This window comes from Actinobacillus minor NM305, assembly GCF_000175195.1.
GTDB classification, from domain to species: Bacteria; Pseudomonadota; Gammaproteobacteria; order Enterobacterales; family Pasteurellaceae; genus Haemophilus_A; species Haemophilus_A minor.
In genome coordinates, this window is record NZ_ACQL01000101.1 from 35,896 (window position 1) to 56,468 (window position 20,573).

Here is a 20,573-nt window from a genome sequence, read left to right on the forward strand (position 1 = left end):
ATTTAATATCCCAGCACGGCAGAGCCGTACTGGGTTACGCATAATTCAGCCCCTTTGGGGCTGAGAATTAGAGTGGCAAAGCCACTCAACTATACGTAACCTAGTACACATTTTGCGTGCTAGGTATAAAATAGTATATTTTACAATCAAAAAACATCAACAAGTCTTAGCAAAACGCCCTCAATTTGAGGGCGCTAATTTTAATGTTGTTCAGCCTTTTTTTCTTGTAAACGAGCAAATTGATTGCGGCGCATTTTGATGTTGAGTAGCTCCACCACAACAGAGAAGCCCATCGCCGTATAAATAGCAGCTTTAGGAATATGGATCGCAAAGCCCTCAGCAATTAATGCTACTCCAACTAAAATTAAGAAAGCTAATGCTAAATTTTTAATTGTTGGGTTTCTATCAACAAAGAAGCCAATTGGTTTCGCGGCTATCATCATCACACCGACAGCAACGATAATCGCTAACACCATCACCGGAATATCGTCTGCCATCGCAACCGCAGTAATCACAGAATCTAACGAGAAGATAATATCCATCAGTGCGATTTGTACCAAAATCATCAGATAGTTTGCCTTTCTTGAAGCTTTTGTTTCCTCGTTATGCTCTTCTCCGCTTACCGACTCTTTCAACTCCATAGCACTTTTCACTAACAAGAACAGACCACCGACAATCAAAATTAGGTCACGACCTGACACGCCTTTTTCACCAATAAAGAAAAGTGGATCAACTAATTTCATCATCCAAGAAAGTGAAAGCAATAATAAAATACGCATAATCATTGCCAACCCTAATCCCACAATACGGGCTGATTGTCGGCGACTTTCCGGTAAACGAGAAACTAAAATACTGATAAAAATAATATTATCAATACCTAGCACAATTTCTAACGCAGTTAAGGTAAAAAGAGCAACCCAAGCTTCTGGATTTGCAATCCACTCAAACATATCAATGTCCTTTAAAAAAGAAATAAATAAGCTATTTAACCACCTCTGGCTAATAGCCGTCATAAAGCGCTACATCATAGCGGTAGCCATCAGAAAATTAAAGAGGGCTAACGTAAAAAATTCTGTAAAATTTCTTTTGTAAATACTTTACGTAAATAAAAGCCTAGTGGTAACGATTGAATTTGATTGCCCGATTGATCAACGGCTGTTGTCAATGCTTTATTATTACGCCCTTTAGGGCGTAGTTGCATTACCTCGCCTAAAGTCGCATTGATTTTGTGAAGTTGCCCCAACACAATCAACTCCATCAATTCTTCCCAGTCTTGTTGTAACTTTTTTTCTTGCTCTACACTCGGTTGCCACAAAATAGGCTGCCCGATGTGCCGTTCTGCGATAGGGATTGATCTCGTGCCTTCAACCGGAATCCATAACACTTTTTGAAGCTTATGTTTCACGTGAGAGCTTTGCCATGTTACGCCATGATTTTGTGCCAAAGGAGCTAAACTAACAAAAGTTGTCTCTAACGGATCGCCTTTTGCATTAATCGGAATAGTTTTTAACTCAATCCCTAAATGCGCAAAATCTTGCTCAGCCTTCGAACCAGCCTTTGCCCCTAAAGCAACTTCAATCAATTGCCCTACCCAGCCTTTATCTCGCCGTAAATCAGGCGGCACAGGCATATTCAACATTTGAGCGACTTCGCCTAACCGAAATCCAGCTAACCAATTCGCTTTAGCCAAGAGTTCTTCTTCATTGGCAGAAAATGTTGCAAGTTTAATTTCTGAATTCATCATATAAAAAACAAAGAGTGAGAAATTTTTTCTCACTCAGACTGATGACAATCCCTATACGAGCTGTATAGGGTTACTTAATCTGAGCCGCTCTGCGGCTCTTCCCAGCCCAACGGGACTGAGCTTAACGAACCTAGCAAGGCTCGAGCTAGGTTATTTTACTTATATGCTCTGTTAATTACATTACATCCAAACATTACTACGAATAACCCCAACCGCAATCCCTTCAATCTCAATATACTCAATACGAGGATCAACCACAATCGCTTCTAACTCGTCATTTTCCGGATGCAAATAAATTAAATCGCCTTTTTTCTCTAAACGTTTAACCGTTACTTCATCATCCACACGAGCAACAACCACCTGACCATTTTTTGCGTAATTAGTTTTATGTACGGCTAATAAATCACCGTCTAAAATACCAATTTTTTCCATGGAATTACCATTTACTCTTAGTAAGTAATCCGCTGCTGGGCTAAACATTGAACCATTTACCGGATAATGATCTTCAATATGCTCAATAGCCTCAATTGGAGTACCGGCAGCCACTTTACCAATTAGAGGTAAACCTTCATCATTTGCTGCTTCCATCTCATCATTAACTAAGATGCGAATACCTCGAGATGTGCCGGATAACATTTCAATATAACCTTTACGTGCCAAAGCTTTTAAATGCTCTTCCGCTGCATTAGGCGACTTAAAACCAATTTCTCGGGCAATTTCTACACGTGTAGGCGGCATACCTGTTGTTGTGATATGGTTTTTCACAAAATCAAAAATTTCTTGTTGGCGAGCAGTTAAATGTTTACGTGCCATTTTATCCTCTCTGATATTTTATACAGAAATTTTGGTATTATATACAGTAAAATTTGATTTGTAACTAATTTTTTTCTGAATTTTATGATAAACTGCAGGCCATGAGCAAAATCAAGAAAAAAGGATAACAAATATGTCAAGTTTGCTTAATTTTTATCGTAAATTACTTAATTTACCGCTTTCACTCTTAGTGAAATCTCGTTCTATTCCAACAAATCCTGTTCAAGAGTTAGAATTAAACCTTGAGCAGCCTTTAATTTACGTATTACCTTATACTTCCCAAACCGATTTACTGATTTTACAAAAAAACTGTCTAGCGCTGAATTTACCTGATCCATTAGAAAATAATGTGATCGAAGGCGTTTCGCTCCCTCGTTTTGTTTTCTTAAATGAAGATCGCCGTTTCTTTAAATCAAAAGAAGCAAAAAGCGAAACGGTTTCAACCATTCAGCGTTACCTTAACTTACATAAACAAAATGAACAGCTTGATGTTCAACTTCTACCGGTTTCCGTTCTTTGGGGACGAGCTCCAGGGAAAGAAAAAGCCCCAACACTTCGCTCTTTAAGTGCATTTTCTCGCTTGATCTCGATGCTTTGGTATGGACGGGATAACTTTGTGCGCTTCTCACAAGCGGTCTCTTTAAGCAAAATGATTGCAAATCAGGAAGCGGATGAGAAATTAGCCCACAAATTAGCTCGTGTTGCCCGTATGCACTTTGCAAAACAACGCTATTCTGCAATGGGGCCTCAACTCCCTGATCGCCAAGCAATGTTTAATAAGCTACTTGACTCCGAAGTACTGAAAAAAGCGATTGCTGATGAAGCAGAGAGCAAAAAAATCGGCCCAGAAAAAGCACGCCAAGAAGCGGAAAAAATCCTGAATGAGATTGCTGCGGACGTAAAACATGATAGTTTACGTGTTGCAGACCGTATTTTAAGTTGGTTATGGAACAAACTTTATCAAGGTATTAACGTACAAAACGGAGAGCGTGTGCGTAAGTTAGCATTAGAAGGTCACGAAATTGTGTACGTGCCCTGCCACCGTAGCCATATGGACTACTTATTGCTCTCTTACTTGCTTTACCATCAAGGTTTAGTGCCGCCACATATTGCAGCGGGAATTAACCTCAACTTTTTCCCTGCCGGTCCGATTTTCCGTAGCTGGGGAGCGTTCTTTATTCGCCGTACATTTAAAGGCAACCGCTTATACTCTACGATTTTCCGTGAATACTTAGCGGAGTTATTCTATCGCGGTTATTCTGTAGAATACTTTATTGAAGGCGGACGCTCTCGTACTGGGCGCTTGCTTGAGCCGAAAACCGGTATGATGTCAATGACCATTCAGGCACTACAACGTGGGTTAGCTCGTCCACTTAGTATTGTGCCGGTATATATTGGCTATGAACATGTTTTGGAAGTGGATACTTACGCTAAAGAGTTGCGTGGTGCGGCAAAAGAAAAAGAAAATGCCGGTTTAGTTTTACGCGTAATCAAAAAACTCAAAAATTTAGGGCAAGGTTACGTGAATTTTGGTGAGCCAATTCAAGTCAATAACTACTTAAATCAACATTTCCCTGAATGGAAAAATAGTAGCGATGACACACGTCCAAAATGGTTAAACGAAGCGGTGGACGCCGTTGCCAAAGAAGTGATGATCAACATCAATAAAGCTGCTGCCGTTAATGCGAAAAATTTAATTGGCTCTGTTTTACTGGCATCTCGCCAACGAGCATTAACCAAAGAAATTCTACTTGAACAAGTCGAAAGCCATATGCAACTGTTCCAAAACGTCCCTTATTCTGCGGATATGACACTACCATCAAATAGCGCAGAAGAGATGTTAGAACACGTTTTAACATTACCTCGTTCAGGCGTTATTTCTGAAAAAGATAATTTTGGCGAGCTTATCCGTCTTGATCGTGAATCAGCCGTTCTGATGACTTACTACCGCAACAACATTCAGCATTTGTTTGTGTTGCCATCGTTAGTTGCAAGTATCGTATTACATCTTGAAGCGGTATCGAAAGACCTCATCATTAAAACGGTACAACAAATCTATCCGTTCTTGAAAGCGGAATTGTTCCTCCATTTTGAAGAAGATGAACTTAGACTTCAAGTTGAACGTATTTTAAACGAATTCGTCCGCCAACAATTATTAAAAGGCGAAAGTGATGTATTCAAAATCAATACGCCACGTTTACGTTCGTTACAGCTTTATAGCAATGGTGTAAGAGATTTATTGCAACGTTACTACATCAGCTTAAATCTATTATTAGAGAAACCAGATATCTCTCGAAACGATTTAGAGAATGAAAGCCGCTCGATTGCTCAACGTTTATCGGTTTTACACGGCATTAATGCGCCAGAATTCTTCGATAAAGCGCTCTTCTCAACCTTTGCTGTAACCTTAAAAACTCAAGGTTATTTTGATGAAGAAGGAAAGACCATTGAAAGCAAACTCAAAGCGATAGAAGAACTTATGGCAAGTTTAATTTCTGTTGAAGTAAAAATGAGTATTCGTGGCGCAATAGAATCAATGAAATAACAAGCGGTCAAATTTTAAAAATATTTTGTAAATCCCTCATAGAAATAAAAAATCTATGGGGGATTTTGTTTGACACACTCTCGCTCCCCCCCTATTATCTCTTTCATTAATCTTATCTTTATGTATTGGAAACCCTATGCAACACAACCGAATTGAACAATTAAAAACCGCCCTTGCACAACGTATCTTGATTTTAGACGGTGCGATGGGGACGATGATCCAGCAATTTAAACTGACCGAAGCGGATTTCCGTGGCGAACGTTTTAAACATTCTAGCGTGGATCTGCGTGGTAACAACGATCTGCTTACCCTAACCCAACCTTTAGTGATTTCCTCTATTCACGAGAAATACCTTGAAGCTGGGGCGGATATTATTGAAACCAATACGTTCAGTTCCACCACCATTGCACAGGCGGATTACGACTTGCAAGCGGTGGCTTATGAGCTGAATTTTGCAGGGGCGAAACTGGCTCGCATTGCGGCGGATAAGTACAGCACGCCTGAAAAACCGCGTTTTGTGGCAGGTATTCTCGGCCCAACTAACCGCACCGCCTCGATTTCGCCAAATGTGAACGATCCCGGTTTCCGTAATATTACTTTTATGGAATTAGTCGATGCCTATGCAGAGGCTACTCGTGGCTTAATTGAAGGCGGTTCGGACATCATTATGATCGAAACCATCTTCGATACCTTGAACGCCAAAGCCGCTGCCTTTGCCATTGACCAAGTGTTTGAAGAACTAGGCGTGGAACTGCCGATTATGATTTCGGGAACCATTACCGATGCCTCTGGGCGTACCCTTTCGGGGCAAACTACCGAAGCCTTTTACAACTCGCTCCGCCACGCTAAACCGCTCAGTTTTGGCTTGAACTGTGCCTTAGGGCCGAAAGAGTTGCGTCCTTATGTGGAAGTGATGTCGAAAATCTGCGAAACCTATGTATCCGTTCACCCGAATGCTGGCTTGCCGAATGCCTTTGGCGGCTACGATTTGGGGGCGGACGAGATGGCGGCTCATATCAAAGAGTGGGCGGAAAGCGGTTTCTTAAATATCGTGGGCGGCTGTTGCGGAACCACTCCTGAACATATCAAAGCCTTTGCGGACGTAGTGGCTGGAATTAAACCGCGTGCCTTGCCTGAAATCAAAACCGCAATGCGTTTGTCTGGGCTTGAGCCGTTAAACATTGATGATGAAAGCCTGTTTGTAAACGTGGGCGAACGCAATAACGTAACAGGTTCGGCGAAGTTTAAGCGTTTGATTAAAGAAGAGAAATTTAGCGAAGCCATTGAGATTGCTATCGATCAGGTGGAAAACGGTGCGCAAGTGATTGACGTGAATATGGACGAAGCCTTGCTCGACTCGCAAAAATGTATGACCCGTTTCCTTAACATTATGGCGACCGAACCTGATGCGGCAAAAGTGCCTGTGATGATTGACTCGTCCAAGTGGGAAGTGATTGAAGCTGGCTTGCAGTCGGTGCAAGGTAAGGGAATTGTAAACTCCATTTCCCTCAAAGAAGGCGAAGAAAAATTTATTCACCAAGCAAAACTGGTTCGCCGTTATGGTGCGGCAGTGGTCGTGATGGCGTTTGACGAAGTGGGGCAAGCGGACACCGAAGAACGCAAGGTAGAAATCTGTACTCGAGCTTACGACATTCTCGTGAACCAAGTGGGCTTTCCGCCTGAAGATATTATTTTCGACCCGAATATTTTTGCCATCGGTACAGGGATTGAAGAACACAATAACTACGGCGTGGACTTTATCAATGCCACAGGTCGCATTAAGCGTAGCCTGCCGCACGCTAAAATTTCGGGCGGAGTGTCGAATGTGTCCTTCTCCTTCCGTGGTAATAATGTGATGCGTGAGGCTATTCACGCCGTGTTCCTTTACCACGCTATCAAGCAAGGAATGGATATGGGGATCGTAAATGCAGGGCAACTGGCGATTTATGACGATCTCGCTCCTGAATTGCGTGATGTGATTGAAGATGCGGTGCTAAATCGCCGCTCTGATGCCACCGATCGCCTGTTAGATATTGCAGAAAAATACCGAAATGTGACCGCTAGTAACAGTGAAGATAGCGGCGTTGCTGAATGGCGTACTTGGGCGGTGGAAGAACGTTTGAAACACGCCCTCGTGAAAGGGATCACCAACTATATTATTGAAGATACCGAAGAAGCTCGCCAAAAATTCCCGACACCGCTCGAAGTGATCGAAGGGCCGCTAATGGACGGTATGGACGTGGTGGGCGATTTGTTCGGTGACGGCAAAATGTTCCTACCGCAAGTGGTGAAATCCGCTCGCGTGATGAAACAGTCGGTCGCCTACTTAGAGCCGTTTATCAATGCGACCAAACAGAAAGGTTCGTCAAGCGGTAAAGTGGTCATCGCTACCGTAAAAGGTGACGTGCACGACATCGGTAAAAATATCGTGAGCGTGGTGCTGCAATGTAATAACTTTAAAGTGATCGACTTAGGCGTAATGGTGCCTGCGGATAAGATCATTCAAACGGCGATTGACGAAAAGGCGGACATCATCGGCTTAAGCGGTTTGATCACGCCGTCCCTTGACGAAATGGAATACTTCTTAGGCGAAATGAACCGCTTGAATTTGAATATTCCTGTCATTATCGGCGGAGCAACCACCTCCAAAGAACATACAGCAATTAAGCTTTATCCGAAATATAAACACGAAGTGATTTACACCACCAACGCCTCCCGTGCGGTAACAGTTTGTGCGGCATTGATGAACCCGGATACCAAAGCGGAACTGTGGGAACGAATGAAGAAAGAGTACGAGCAAATTCAAGAGGCTTTTGCCAACAAAAAAGCCCCACGCAAGCAGTTGCCGATTGAAGAGGCACGCAAAAATGCCTTTGATGCGTTCAGCGGTGAATGGGCGGATTACCAAGTGCCAACACCGAAACAGACTGGCATTGTGGAATATAAAAACGTACCGATTGCGACCTTACGAAAATTTATCGACTGGTCGCCGTTCTTCCGTTTATGGGGCTTAATGGGCGGTTATCCTGATGCCTTCGACTACCCAGAAGGCGGCGAAGAAGCTCGCCGAGTGTGGAACGATGCGCAAAAAGTGTTGGACGAATTAGAACAAAATCACAAGCTCAACCCAAGCGGCATTATGGGCATTTTCCCAGCCAACAGTGTGGGCGATGATATTGAAATCTATCAAAATGCTGACCGCACTTTAGTGGTTGGCAAAGTCTATAACCTCCGCCAGCAAAGCGAACGTGGCAGAAACAGCAAAAGCCCGTACAACCTTTGCTTGAGCGACTTTATCGCAAGCAAAGCCAGCGGCAAACAGGACTGGTTCGGAATGTTCGCCGTTTGTGCAGGGATTGAAGAACACGATTTAGTGGAAGGCTACAAAGCCGCAGGGGACGACTACAACGCCATATTGCTGCAAGCGGTCGGCGACCGTTTAGCCGAAGCAATGGCGGAATACTTGCACTTTGAACTGCGCACAAAAGTCTGGGGATACAGCAACGAAACCTTAGACAACGATCGCCTAATCCGTGAAGAATACATCGGCATCCGCCCTGCCCCGGGCTACCCAAGCTGCCCAGAACACACGGAAAAACAGATCATCTGGGATTTACTGGAAGTAGAACAACGCATCGGAATGAAACTCACCGAAAGCTACGCAATGTGGCCTGCAGCAAGCGTCTGCGGTTGGTACTTCACCCACCCTGCGAGTAACTATTTCACCCTTGGACGCATTGACGAAGATCAAGCGATGGATTATGCGAAACGGAAGGGGTGGAATGAGAGAGAGATCGTGAAGTGGTTGGGAGTGGCGATGAAGTAGGAATTCAAAATACTCTTTATCATTTTCTATCATATTTTTATCACAATAAAATCATTTGATTACCTTTAATCAGATAATTACAATATTGCTCAATTAGCTTGGTTAGAGGTATTCATTATGAATGAAACAGATAAAAAGAATAAGAAAGTTTTTAAATGGACTAGAGAATTGATTCAATTAGCCATTAATGATGGGTGGACGCAGAATGAAATTGCTAATACTTGCAGAACTCATCAATCTATTGTAAGTAGCTGGTATAAAGGAGAGAAACGAGGGACAGAACAACAACTAAAACCTTTGTTAGATTTATTTGGGTATAAATTACGAAGAAAAACTTTTCGTTTATATTGGAATATCGATCCTAGCACAGGAGAAAAGTCTTTTTTCAAAGTAGAAGGTCGAGTTATTTTCTCCCAAGCTTTATGTGATATGCGAAGAGATGGTGCAAAACTAAAAAAGAAAATACCCGAATTTAAATTTGTTATCCATCATCAAGGAAATAATAAATTTAGAATAGTTGTTCAATTTAGAGCTAAATTTCCTCAGTCTAATGAAGAACTAGAAAATAGTGTTGAAGATGCTATTTGGCGCTCAGTAGTGTCGGATATAATAACTGCTCAGCAAGTTGTTGATAAAATAGAATATATTATAATAAAAAATACAGATGTGCAAAAATATGCTAGCGATGTTGTAACTTTACCATATTTAGTTAGAAAAGCATTACTTGAAAATGGTTTCTCTATCGAAGGTATTAAAGAATATCCAGCAGACTGGTAAGGAAAACCCAAAGGAGCTGAACCGCCTTAAAGGTTCAATATGAGCATTATGCTCAAGTTATTTGCGTACTTTTTAGTATAAGCCTTGCAAGAAGCCTTTCGCACTTGCAATGCAAAAGCAAATATTTGGTTTAATAATAGTTTCTTGTCGTTTCAAGATAGAAGAAAGAAAATATTCCAGTATTTGAATGCTATTATTAATATTAAGGGATAGGGGTGGGTGAAACCTAAGCCGTTAGTTATACTAGCCGCTTAGGTTTCTTTTTTTATTAAGAATATCATTTTTTATCTAAAAATATCAAAAATATATCAATTTTATTTTTAGACCAAATCTATACAATAATAATTCCCATATAACATATATAAAGGTGATTTTATGATTAGATTTAGTAAAGATAAAAATATAAACAATTTTGTTGTTAAAAAGATAAAGTTAGGCTGGAAATGGAAAAGAGGAAAGAAACACCATATGTTAATATCTCCTCAAAATTATAAGATTTCAATACCATCAACCCCCAGTGATTATCGAGCTTATTTAAATTTTATTAAAGATATCAGATTGTTGGAGAATAAAACTTCTATTATTCTTAATAAATCTAGAATTTCCCATACGATCACTCACTAAGCTTAGACATAAAATAATTCAGTTATTTAAATTTTCCGAATAGCTTTAATAATCAAAGCTATCAAGAAAATCTAGGTAACTGAAAAAATCAGTTATCCCGAATTTCCAGATAACTTCTACAAATTAACTTAATTGTAATTTTGAAAGCGATTTTAACCACTTGTAAGCCATCCCCATATTTTTCTATTTTGCGATCTCCATCGAAAAATCTCTCATTTCCATTCGACAATTCCCTTACAAGCGGTTACATTTATTCAAAAATTTGCAAGGAAAATCTATGACTAAACTAATTCGCAACAGCACCGCTGAATTTCTGATTTTTACCAATCAGACTGGCGATCAGAGCATTGAAGTGCGGTATGAAAATGATGAAATTTGGCTTACTCAAAAACGTATTGCTGAACTTTTTGAATGTTCAAGCGATAACGTATCGCTACATTTAAAGAATATATTTAAATCAGGAGAGCTTGACCCATTTTCAGTTACCGAGGTTTTCTCGGTAACTGCCGCAGACGGCAAAAACTACAACACCAAACACTACAACCTTGACGCAGTGATTTCCGTTGGGTATCGGGTCAATTCCGTGCGAGCAACGCAATTTCGTCAATGGGCGACACAAGTGCTGCGTGAATTTGCCCAAAAAGGCTATGTGTTAGATCGTGAACGTATGGAAAACGGCACATTCTTAGGCGAAGACTATTTCGAGCGGCTATTAGAAGAAATCCGTGAAATTCGCCTATCCGAACGCCGTTTTTATCAGAAAATTACCGATATTTACGCCACTGCGGTGGACTACAATAAAAACGCTCCAACAACCAAAACATTTTTCGCCACCGTGCAAAATAAATTACATTACGCCATTCATCAACATACCGCTGCTGAATTAATTGTGGAACGAGCCGATAGCGATAAACCGAATATGGGGCTAACGACTTGGGCAAAATCCCCTGATGGCAAAATTTTAAAAAGCGATGTTTCAGTGGCAAAAAATTATTTAAGCAATGAAGAATTGAAAGATTTAGGAGCAATCGTCAACGCATTTTTAGATTTAGCCGAACGCCGAGCCAGACGACAAATTCCAATGACAATGGAAGATTGGGCAAAACGATTAGATATTTTCTTAAATGCAGACGAATTACCCATTTTAGACGGCAAAGGCAAAATCAGTTTTGATGAAGCAAAATTACACGCTGAAACAGAATTTGAAAAATACCGCATTATTCAAGACCGCAATTTTGAAAGCGATTTTGACCGCTTGTTGAAGAATCAGTCTAAGACTTAGAACATCAATAATATGCACACACCCCACATCTACATCGGCACAGGCGGTTATAGCGATACGGATTTAGTCGGTACGCTTTATCCGTTTGGGACGGATAAATCGGATTTTTTGTCGGTTTACAGCCAGCATTATGATACCGTTGAAATCAATAGCACCTTTCACGCTCCGATTGGCTATAAGGCGGTGCAAGGTATGTTGGAAAAGGCGGAAGGGCGGTTAAAATTTTCGGTGAAACTGCATCAAGATTTTAGTCATAAACGTACCGCTACCGCCGAGCAAGCTCAAGCGTTTTTGGACGCATTGCAACCGTTGTGTGATAGCCATTGTTTAGCTAATTTATTTGTGCAATTCCCGACCAGTTTTGAGCGTCATCACGCCAACCGATACTATCTGGCGGAGTTGGTGTCGTGGTTCAGTAATTATCCCCTTGCCATTGAATTTCGCCACGCCAGTTGGCATACGCAGTCGGTGCTGGATTATTTTCACGGCAAGGAAAATCTCATTTGGTGCAATGTGGATTATCCGCAGAATATCGGTTTGCCGGCCTTTCAGCTTTATGCAAACCAACGCACCGCTTACCTGCGATTGCACGGTCGTAATCCCCACTGGTGGAAAGCCCAATCGGCGAAAGAACGCCACGATTACCGTTATAGCGAAACCGAATTACAGCAACTAGCGGCATTATTAAATCAGCGAAAAGCGGAATTTGATCAGCTTTACCTTTACTTTCAAAACACCACCAACAGCCATTCGTTCTACAATATCGAAAGTCTGAAAGGCTATTTGGCGAACTATGGATTTCAAGTAAAAGAAACACCCAAGTTTTTGAGTGGACAGCAGAGTTTGTTTTGACTTCAGATTTCAGCTACTATAATCGCTAACTTTTTCTACTTTTCTCGGAATTTTTATGATGAACAAATTAAAACTGGTTCTATTAACTTCAACCCTTGCTGCTCTATTTGCTTGTACACCAAAGCAAACTACTCCTGTTAAAACAGGCTATTTAAAAAATGAGATTAGCCAAGCTGAATTACAAAATGCGACAAACTATAAGCGTTACTATTACTCTTGTACAAATTTTGAAACAGGCTCTGAGTCTTATTTATCGACTTATTTCCCTCTTTCAAAAGAAAGCCGTAAGAAAGATAACTTTGGTATCTATTTCCAACTAGATGGCGGAAAGAGCTTCCCGTTTGATCATATTGAAAATAAAGCCCTCAATGCCCAAGCAACACGTTTTGAGGTCTTTTATCGCTCATATAATCCTATTCAAGGGAGCTACATTGATTTAATTGCACGTGAAAATAGCTCAACCTATTATAAATATCAGAATGGAACTCGAACGCCTTGGTTAGAATGCCGAGAAGGTTAATCGTAAAAAGTAATCCCATAACAAAACCTATGGGATTTTTATTGTAAACAAGCGGTTATTTTTGCTAAAAATTTTACAAAATCTAAAATAATCCCTTATCACATGAACCTTGCACACTCAAAAATTTCAGCTATCATAGCGCAGCAAAATTTTAGCCATACTTTTGGAATATGATAATGAATAAATTTAAACTGATTTTCGTCATTTTGACGAGCCTTTGCTTGTTTTCTTGTACACCACCTCAAACAACAAAAGCACCCAAACCAACCCCAGCCGTTAAAACAGGCTATTTAAAAGATGATATTAGCCAAGCGGAATTACATAACCCGACAAATTATAAGCGTTATTATTACACTTGCCGCAATTTTGAAACAGGGGCTCGTTATTACTTATCTAGCTATTTTCCACTTTCAAGAGAAAGCCGAATGAAAGATAACTTTGGTTTCTATTTCCAATTAGATAATGGCAAAGTAGCCCCCTTTGATCATATTGAAAATCGTACGCTCAATGCTAGAGGTACACGTTTTGAAGTGGTTTATCGCTCTTATCATCCCATTCAAGGTAGCTATATTGATTTAATTGCTCGTCAGCGTAGTTCAACTTATTATAAAAATCAGGATGGTATCCGAGTGCGTTGGTTGGAATGTAAAGAGAGTTAATCATTAACAAAGACATAGTAAACAAAATATCGCCGTTTGAATAAAATCAAACGGCTTATTTCTAAATAACATCAAGCCAATTTTTTTATCCCCGAAATGACACGATTTTCTTTATCTATTTTTACCTCTACCCCAAACGCCCTTGCAAGATTTTCTGCATTTAACACCGCTTGTGTTTCGCCACTGGCAAGGATTTTGCCTTTATCCAACAAAATAATTTCATCACAAAAACGGTAGGCTAAATCCAAGTGATGAATGGCGACTACGCAGGTTTTCTGTGGTGTGAGAGCCTTAAGCTGTTCCATCATATCAATTTGATAATAGGGATCTAACGGGGCGATGGGTTCGTCAGCAAGTAACAATGGAGCTTGTTTGATACAACAACGGGCCAGTTGCACCCGAGCTTTTTCGCCACCTGAAAGTTGTTGGAAGGGCTTTTCAAGCAGATGAGAAATCGAAAATTGTTCGGAAACCAACCGCACTTTTTCTTGCTCATTTTTTGTAGATGAAGTCAGTCCCAGAGCGATTACATCATAAACCGATAAATCCCAATGAATTTGAGTATTTTGAGCAAAATAGGCAAGCTGTTCACTTTTCTGTTTAGCGGTCATTGCAGATAATTTGCCATTTCCAAGCCAAATTTCACCGCTTGCAAGCGGTAAGATCCCCGCGATACTTTTCAATAAGGTGGATTTCCCCGCTCCGTTTGCCCCCATAATACCGATAAGTTTGCCTTGTGGAATATGGCAACTGATATTGGATAAACCGAATGTAAGGCTGACGTTTTCCAGTTTAATCATTTGCCATTCTCCGTTGTTGTGTTAATAAAATCCAAATCAAAAACGGCGCACCGATAATTGCCGTCAGTGTTCCCACATAAATGTGGGAAAAGAACGGCAAATATAAAATACAAAGATCAGCGACTAGCAAAATTAATGCCCCGATCAGACCGCTTGTGAAATAAAGCTGTGATGGGCGTTTTTTTAGGATAATACGAGCTAAGTGTGGGGCAATTAAACCGATAAATCCGATAGTTCCCGTTTGCGGAATGGTTGCCCCAACCAATAATGCCACACCAAAGGTAGTAATGAAAAAGCTACGTTTGGGGTCAATGCCCATTGTGCTTGCGGTTTCTTCGCCGAAGGTCAGTAAATCAAGGTAACGGCGTTGTGGATAAAGGCAAAGCAATCCCAATAGAATAATCGGTAATGAAATCAATAGGGTATCTAATTTCGCCCATACCAAAGAGCCTTGTAGCCAGCGATAAAGTTCCGCTAACGCCCAAGGGCTTTCGGCGTTAGACAGCAACAAAGCAATCGCTGAACCGAGCAGCATATTGACCGCCAAACCACTTAAAATCATCATTGTTGTACCGTGATTTTTGGCAATCAAATAGACTAATAAGAAGCTCAACAACGCCCCCAGCACACCGCCAATCAGCAACAAGGTAAAGGGCACGGAAAAATAGTATAGGATAAAAACACTGGCGGTCGTTGCCCCATTTGCACTTCCCAACAAGCCTGGACTTGCCAGCGGATTTTGAAATATCCCCTGCATTGCATTGCCTGCTACCGCCAAACTTGCCCCTGTTAGCACCGCAAGCAAAATCCGTGGCAGACGAATATCCCACAACACAAGTGGTCGCATATCCGTCACGATCCCATCAGCATTTTTCAACGCTGAAAAATCATTAAGATCATACCAACTTGCTAGGCTAATAATAGCAATGAGCAAGAGCAAAAGTGCGGTGTTAAATTGGGTTGTTTTGTTCATTGTTTCGTTTAATTATTTTGATCTTTCTTTAGCCACTTCTTCAATAAGCTGAGAAAAAGAAATTGCATTTTTCGGGGTAATCACGGGCTGGCCTGTTTTACTTTCAATCGCTTTTCGAGTATCGCCAGCAATGTTTCCGCCGTCTTGGGCAATCTTTTTATTCTCTTCTAATCCTTGTGGGTTGGCAATCTGTGTTAGCTCGGTGGTGGTTGCTTCCGCCAACATATTTAACACTAATTCAAGGGTGGACATATTGTCGCGTAAATTTTCTTTTTTTAACCCTTTGAAATCCTTATATTCTCTGGTCGTCATTCCACTCCACGCTTTTGAGATTTCATTGGTTAAAATTGCAAATTCTCGCCCTTCTTTCACACCGTGATCTAGCCAAGTATCCGTTAGCTCTTTTCTCACTTGAATGGCTTGTAATCGTTGATTGATCCATTCTCTGGTATAACCTTTTTTCAAATAGGTTTCTAAGGCACGATCAATGGTTAATTCAGGGTCGATAATTTCATCAATCCGTTCTTTCCCAACCTGTGCCAACCACAATTTAAACGGCTCGGCTTTCGGACTTGGGATAGATTGGATAATACGAAAAATGCCTTGCATATCAGTCGCATCGGTCTTATACATTTTCCCATCAGAAGACTTAAATTTCAGTTGTACGATTTTTTCGTACAACTCATTTGCACCTTCTTCCACTTGCAATTTACGTTTTAGATCACTCCAATAACGTCTCGAATTGGCACTTTCGGTTAATACCGCAACCACATCCACAACACTAAAATACCACTCTTCTTGCTCGCTATCCCATACGGAACGAATTTGATTTCCTTCAAATAATTTAATTGCATTGCTCATCACTGCTTCTCCATATAACTGTATAAAATCACATAAATCATACACAAATTTATATACAGTGCAATACTGGATAAACAGAAAATTTTGGTTTTTCGACGAGCTTCACAAATCATTTTAACTGTTGATAAATCCTTTCAGCCCCTTGCCAAATACCGTGATCAAAGCAGTAAGTATATTTTAAAGCAATGGTTGCAAGCGGTCGATTTTGGAAATAATTTTGCAAAAGCGGATGTGAAAGCAATTCGGCTTGCTCGTTGTAGCCTTGTTTATCCGTCAAAGAAATTAAAATGTTCGGTTGGCTTAATACCACTTTTTCGAGCGAAAAATTTTGTGGGGTTAAAGCGGTTTTTAATGGCGTTAAACCTAAAAGTTGTAATAAGGCTTGGTAGTTCGGTTGTTGTGTATCGACCACACCTGTATCCGACAAAATCAGCGTATCAGTAAGCGGTTGATTTAGCTTTACATTTTGCGATTTTAATTGGGTAACCAGTTGCTCTGCTTTGGCTTGATTATCGGTCAATTTCCCTAGTTGCAAAATCAATTCAAAAAGCTGTTCGGGTGTTTGTGGGCTGTCGTTAATCGGCAGAATTTTCACGCCAAGCTGTTTGAGTTCTGCGACCAGTTGCGGATAAAACAGCTCGTTAATCAACATTGTTTTGTCTAAATAAGGCAGTAATTGGCTGAGTTGTGGTTCGAGCGTAGGCTTATTCTGATTGACTTTATCCAACATCATCAACGGATTTTTTGAATAAGGCGACATTGCTGCAATTTGTTCAGGGCGAGCGATTTCAGCCAGTAGGCGGTCGCTACAAAGCGTGAGCGAAACGAACTGTTCTTGCGCAAGAGCCGTTGTAAACGGCAAGAAAAGTGCGGTTAAAAATGTCAGCGTTTTTTTCATAAAATGTAGGGGCTAATCATATTAGCCCCAGTAATGATTAGAAACTACCTTTTAAGCCAACGTAAACATTACGACCGTCTTGTCCGTAGCCGATAATATTTTCGTATTTTTTATCAAATAAGTTGTTTAAATTCGCATAAACATTTAAGTTTTTGCTTAATTGATAATTTACACCAAAATTAACCAACGTATAAGATGGCATCTTAACACGAGAAGAAGCATAAGTTAGCTCATCAAAATAGGTATCAATTCTTTTACCAACATATGAAACATTAACATTTGAACCCAATTTTTCCGTAATTTGATATGCTAGACCAACGTTTACAATATGTTTCGGACGGCGAATTAATTCAGCTTTTTTGCTATCTTTGGCTTGCGTATAAGTGTAGTTAGCATAAGCCGTTAAACGATCTGCCAATTTACCATTATAGGCAATTTCTAAGCCTCGAATTTGGCTCGTACCCTCTATATTAATAGCTCGAGAGCGATAAGTTGTAAAATCAAGTACTTCACTACTAATTAAATTACTCACGTTACGGGCAAAATACGTTAAATCAAGAGAGTGATGTTTATCATTACTTTCTACAAGTAAACCAACATCTCCACCACGGCTTTTTTCTGGTTTTAAATTCGGATTTCCTACATAACTACCTGAATAACCATAGTATTCCGTCATTGTTGGGTTTTGAATTGCGGTACCAAAACTTGCGTGAGCACGGAAGTTTGGAGATAAGCGATAAGCACCTGAAATACGCCCTGTAAACGCATCTTTATATTCAGAGTTCCCTGTATAGCGTCCGCTAATTGAAAGACTATGATCATCTTCTGTAAATAATCGATATTCGGTAGCAATACTTTTCTCTACTAAGCTTTTTTCATCATTGTAAGAGGTTGAATCATATTTTGATTGTTGATATTCGCCTAAAATACTGACAGCTTGATTTAGTGAACCTTCACGATCAAAGTTAATATCTAATTGATAATTAGCATTTAATTTTTTAGCATCATAAGCACTTGCCCAAGAGCTGATCGTATCACTATCGGTTTTAATGTGGCTTACACTCACTTTCTGTTTAAATAATTCCTGTTCATTCCCTAAATAACCGCTTAATTTGAATAAGGTTTCACGAGTGCGAGTATAATCATCAAAAGAGGTTTCTCCCGCTAAACTACCATCATAATGTGCGGTTTGTGAAAAATGAGAAGCCAAAACTTCTACACCTTTTTGATTATCGTCATATCCTAAACGTAAAGAAGCATTATCACGATGAAATTTATCACGCTCTTTCGCTCCACCGGTAGCTACTTCTGTTCCGTTTTGGGCTGTATAGCGGAATATATTTGAACTTAACGCTGAAATACCTCGGGTACGATGGCTATTTCCATTCAACGCATAATAGAAACCATTGTTATAGCCTGAAATCGTAGCAGAACCGTCATAAGTTCCGTGTGAACCTGTGCCTAAATCAAAGTCTACATTAAACGGCTTATCTTTATATAATCCGCTTTTTGTTGTGATATAGATCACGCCGCCCATCGCATCACTGCCCCAAAGTGCAGATTGCTCACCGCGTAAAACTTCGATGCGATCAATATTGCTTAAACTTAAACCACCGAAATCAAAGCCGTACCCCGTAACAGGATTAACTTTTATACCGTCAATTACCACAGTCGTATGGTTAGCATCCGCCCCACGAAGATAAAAATTGGTTAAAGTGCCTCGTCCACCAGATGCACTCATTGCCACGCTCGGTACGGTTCTCAACACATCACTTACATAAGTGGCATTACGCTCTGTAAAATCCTTTTCGGTTAAAACAGTTACTGAAGAAGCAGTTTTATCTTGGTTTACGGGGGTAGCATAAGCTGAATAAACAGTGACTGTATCTAGCTCTGCCTTCGTTGTTTCACTTTGAGCAAAAGCCAAAGTTGGCAATGCGAGTAAAAGAGATGTTGTGATAAGATTTTTTTTCATAATGTAGTTCCAAAATTAAAAGACCTTAATACCTCGAATTATATTCTAAAATCTAACTAATTTGGCGATTTTAATGACATAAAGTAGCTGAAGATTTTTCTTACTCATTATGAAAGATATTCATATTTGATATTTCTTCCTCCTTTTTCAAGTGAATGTTATGCAGAAACTTAAATTTTCAGTATAATGGAACGCAATCGTTTGCTTAACTTTGTAAAAAGGAATAAAAAAATGACCGCTATCGGTACCCCATTAAGACCCAAAGCAACTAAAGTGATGATGCTAGGTTCTGGCGAACTTGGCAAAGAGGTGGTAATTGAGCTACAACGTTTAGGCGTTGAGGTTATCGCTGTTGATCGCTATGAAAATGCGCCGGCACAACAAGTTGCCCATCGAGCCTATACCATTTCAATGTTAGACGGAGCGGCTTTGCGTGCGTTAGTTGAGCAAGAAAAACCTGATTTTATTGTGCCTGAAGTAGAAGCTATTGCAACAGCAACATTAGTTGAACTGGAGCAAGAGGGTTACTGTGTTATTCCTACCGCTAAAGCAACCCAATTAACGATGAACCGTGAAGGTATCCGCCGTTTAGCTGCTGAAGAATTAGGTTTAAAAACCTCGCCTTATCGCTTTGTTGATAATTTTGAAGATTTCCAATCTGCGATTAAAGAGATTGGTATTCCGTGTGTAGTCAAACCGATTATGTCGTCATCTGGGCACGGGCAGTCTATTATTAAGTCTGCCGAACAAATCCAACAAGCTTGGGATTATTCTCAAGAAGGAGGTCGTGCCGGTGGTGGTAGAGTGATTGTCGAAGGATTTATTCAATTCGATTATGAAATTACCCAGCTTACCGTTCGCCATATTCACGGAACGTCCTTCCTTGCACCAATCGGGCATATTCAAATTGATGGCGACTATCGAGAGTCTTGGCAACCTCAGGTGATGTCAGAAAAAGCACAGCAAAAAGCGCAAGAAGTCGCAGAAAAAATCACCTCTGCACTAGGTGGTAGAGGTATTTTTGGTGTAGAGCTTTTTGTCTGTGGCGATGATATTATTTTCAACGAAGTGTCACCTCGCCCACACGATACCGGTATGGTTACGATGATCTCTCAAGAATTATCACAATTTGCCCTACACGCAAGAGCGATTTTAGGGTTACCAATTCCTGAAATCTATCAAATCTCACCAGCCGCTTCTAAAGCCATCGTTGTTGAAGGTAAATCCGATAATGTTGTTTTTGGAAATTTAGACAAAGTGCTTGAAGAAGTTGGAACTAATATTCGCTTATTTGGTAAAGGCGAAGTCAATGGTCATCGCCGATTAGGTGTTATTTTAGCCAGAGATGAAAACAGCAATAAAGCAAGAAATAAAGCACAACGGGCTTACGAAAAGTTAGAAATTGTGCTTTAATGATTCCCATC

General features: G+C 40.4%; 17 protein-coding genes. 9 read left to right on the plus strand and 8 right to left on the minus strand.

The window, feature by feature from the left end; all coding sequences use genetic code 11:
* Nucleotides 1-200: 200 nt before the first annotated feature.
* The 3 genes from AM305_RS07400 to lexA all read right to left on the minus strand — a co-directional run bounded on the left by AM305_RS07400 (nt 201) and on the right by lexA (nt 2,557).
* The gene (locus AM305_RS07400; protein WP_005824566.1) at nt 201-950 is read right to left on the minus strand and encodes a TerC family protein; all 750 of its coding nucleotides are present in this window, start codon (nt 948-950) and stop codon (nt 201-203) included.
* Between the two features lie 107 nt (nt 951-1,057).
* Complete coding sequence (gene mutH / locus AM305_RS07405) at nt 1,058-1,729, minus strand: DNA mismatch repair endonuclease MutH (RefSeq protein WP_193594283.1); 672 nt, start codon at nt 1,727-1,729, stop codon at nt 1,058-1,060.
* Between the two features lie 195 nt (nt 1,730-1,924).
* Nucleotides 1,925-2,557, minus strand: a complete 633-nt coding sequence (gene lexA / locus AM305_RS07410) for a transcriptional repressor LexA (RefSeq protein WP_005824568.1) — start codon at nt 2,555-2,557, stop codon at nt 1,925-1,927.
* Between the two features lie 133 nt (nt 2,558-2,690).
* Here lexA and plsB point away from each other — a divergent pair, with 133 nt between their 5' ends.
* From plsB to AM305_RS07450, 8 genes are all read left to right on the plus strand, one after another.
* A complete protein-coding gene (plsB, locus tag AM305_RS07415; RefSeq protein ID WP_005824569.1) occupies nt 2,691-5,102 on the plus strand; it encodes a glycerol-3-phosphate 1-O-acyltransferase PlsB in 2,412 nt (803 codons plus the stop codon).
* A gap of 136 nt (nt 5,103-5,238) precedes the next feature.
* On the plus strand, nt 5,239-8,928 hold the full coding sequence (gene metH, locus AM305_RS07420; protein WP_005824570.1) for a methionine synthase: 3,690 nt from the start codon (nt 5,239-5,241) through the stop codon (nt 8,926-8,928).
* A 117-nt stretch (nt 8,929-9,045) separates the two neighbouring features.
* Nucleotides 9,046-9,705, plus strand: coding sequence for a hypothetical protein (locus AM305_RS07425; RefSeq protein WP_005824571.1), 660 nt, complete (start codon nt 9,046-9,048; stop codon nt 9,703-9,705).
* Nucleotides 9,706-10,080: 375 nt separating this feature from the next.
* The gene (locus tag AM305_RS07430) at nt 10,081-10,329 is read left to right on the plus strand and encodes a hypothetical protein (protein ID WP_005824572.1); all 249 of its coding nucleotides are present in this window, start codon (nt 10,081-10,083) and stop codon (nt 10,327-10,329) included.
* A 277-nt stretch (nt 10,330-10,606) separates the two neighbouring features.
* Complete coding sequence (locus AM305_RS07435; RefSeq protein WP_005824574.1) at nt 10,607-11,611, plus strand: virulence RhuM family protein; 1,005 nt, start codon at nt 10,607-10,609, stop codon at nt 11,609-11,611.
* Between the two features lie 12 nt (nt 11,612-11,623).
* Nucleotides 11,624-12,463 carry a DUF72 domain-containing protein gene (locus tag AM305_RS07440; protein ID WP_005824576.1) on the plus strand — a complete coding sequence of 280 codons (840 nt, stop codon included), beginning with the start codon at nt 11,624-11,626 and terminating at the stop codon, nt 12,461-12,463.
* 58 nt (nt 12,464-12,521) lie between these two features.
* Nucleotides 12,522-12,983: a hypothetical protein gene (locus AM305_RS07445; protein WP_005824577.1), complete on the plus strand. Its 462-nt coding sequence runs from the start codon at nt 12,522-12,524 to the stop codon at nt 12,981-12,983.
* A gap of 176 nt (nt 12,984-13,159) precedes the next feature.
* Nucleotides 13,160-13,642, plus strand: a complete 483-nt coding sequence (locus AM305_RS07450; RefSeq protein WP_005824579.1) for a hypothetical protein — start codon at nt 13,160-13,162, stop codon at nt 13,640-13,642.
* A 71-nt stretch (nt 13,643-13,713) separates the two neighbouring features.
* On the opposite strand, the gene AM305_RS07455 is transcribed toward AM305_RS07450, so the two are convergent.
* From AM305_RS07455 to AM305_RS07475, 5 genes are all read right to left on the minus strand, one after another.
* On the minus strand, nt 13,714-14,442 hold the full coding sequence (locus tag AM305_RS07455; RefSeq protein WP_005824581.1) for an ABC transporter ATP-binding protein: 729 nt from the start codon (nt 14,440-14,442) through the stop codon (nt 13,714-13,716).
* Nucleotides 14,435-15,415 carry a FecCD family ABC transporter permease gene (locus AM305_RS07460; RefSeq protein WP_005824583.1) on the minus strand — a complete coding sequence of 327 codons (981 nt, stop codon included), beginning with the start codon at nt 15,413-15,415 and terminating at the stop codon, nt 14,435-14,437. The genes AM305_RS07455 and AM305_RS07460 overlap by 8 nt, the downstream gene beginning before the upstream one ends.
* Before the next feature lie 12 nt (nt 15,416-15,427).
* The gene (locus AM305_RS07465) at nt 15,428-16,276 is read right to left on the minus strand and encodes a BRO-N domain-containing protein (protein ID WP_005824586.1); all 849 of its coding nucleotides are present in this window, start codon (nt 16,274-16,276) and stop codon (nt 15,428-15,430) included.
* 109 nt (nt 16,277-16,385) lie between these two features.
* Nucleotides 16,386-17,174: an ABC transporter substrate-binding protein gene (locus tag AM305_RS07470; protein ID WP_005824587.1), complete on the minus strand. Its 789-nt coding sequence runs from the start codon at nt 17,172-17,174 to the stop codon at nt 16,386-16,388.
* 37 nt (nt 17,175-17,211) lie between these two features.
* Nucleotides 17,212-19,149: a TonB-dependent receptor plug domain-containing protein gene (locus AM305_RS07475; RefSeq protein ID WP_005824588.1), complete on the minus strand. Its 1,938-nt coding sequence runs from the start codon at nt 19,147-19,149 to the stop codon at nt 17,212-17,214.
* Between the two features lie 231 nt (nt 19,150-19,380).
* Here AM305_RS07475 and purT point away from each other — a divergent pair, with 231 nt between their 5' ends.
* Complete coding sequence (purT, locus tag AM305_RS07480; RefSeq protein WP_005824589.1) at nt 19,381-20,562, plus strand: formate-dependent phosphoribosylglycinamide formyltransferase; 1,182 nt, start codon at nt 19,381-19,383, stop codon at nt 20,560-20,562.
* Nucleotides 20,563-20,573 lie beyond the last annotated feature (11 nt).

Excerpts from the sequence above, each read along its gene's own strand:
- AM305_RS07400 (WP_005824566.1), bottom strand. The coding sequence starts at position 950 with ATGTTTGAGTGGATTGCAAATCCAGAAGCTTGGGTTGCTCTTTTTACC.
- lexA (WP_005824568.1), bottom strand. The coding sequence starts at position 2,557 with ATGGCACGTAAACATTTAACTGCTCGCCAACAAGAAATTTTTGATTTT.
- plsB (WP_005824569.1), top strand. The coding sequence starts at position 2,691 with ATGTCAAGTTTGCTTAATTTTTATCGTAAATTACTTAATTTACCGCTT.
- metH (WP_005824570.1), top strand. The coding sequence starts at position 5,239 with ATGCAACACAACCGAATTGAACAATTAAAAACCGCCCTTGCACAACGT.
- AM305_RS07425 (WP_005824571.1), top strand. The coding sequence starts at position 9,046 with ATGAATGAAACAGATAAAAAGAATAAGAAAGTTTTTAAATGGACTAGA.
- AM305_RS07430 (WP_005824572.1), top strand. The coding sequence starts at position 10,081 with ATGATTAGATTTAGTAAAGATAAAAATATAAACAATTTTGTTGTTAAA.
- AM305_RS07435 (WP_005824574.1), top strand. The coding sequence starts at position 10,607 with ATGACTAAACTAATTCGCAACAGCACCGCTGAATTTCTGATTTTTACC.
- AM305_RS07440 (WP_005824576.1), top strand. The coding sequence starts at position 11,624 with ATGCACACACCCCACATCTACATCGGCACAGGCGGTTATAGCGATACG.
- AM305_RS07445 (WP_005824577.1), top strand. The coding sequence starts at position 12,522 with ATGAACAAATTAAAACTGGTTCTATTAACTTCAACCCTTGCTGCTCTA.
- AM305_RS07450 (WP_005824579.1), top strand. The coding sequence starts at position 13,160 with ATGAATAAATTTAAACTGATTTTCGTCATTTTGACGAGCCTTTGCTTG.
- AM305_RS07455 (WP_005824581.1), bottom strand. The coding sequence starts at position 14,442 with ATGATTAAACTGGAAAACGTCAGCCTTACATTCGGTTTATCCAATATC.
- AM305_RS07460 (WP_005824583.1), bottom strand. The coding sequence starts at position 15,415 with ATGAACAAAACAACCCAATTTAACACCGCACTTTTGCTCTTGCTCATT.
- AM305_RS07465 (WP_005824586.1), bottom strand. The coding sequence starts at position 16,276 with ATGAGCAATGCAATTAAATTATTTGAAGGAAATCAAATTCGTTCCGTA.
- AM305_RS07470 (WP_005824587.1), bottom strand. The coding sequence starts at position 17,174 with ATGAAAAAAACGCTGACATTTTTAACCGCACTTTTCTTGCCGTTTACA.
- AM305_RS07475 (WP_005824588.1), bottom strand. The coding sequence starts at position 19,149 with ATGAAAAAAAATCTTATCACAACATCTCTTTTACTCGCATTGCCAACT.
- purT (WP_005824589.1), top strand. The coding sequence starts at position 19,381 with ATGACCGCTATCGGTACCCCATTAAGACCCAAAGCAACTAAAGTGATG.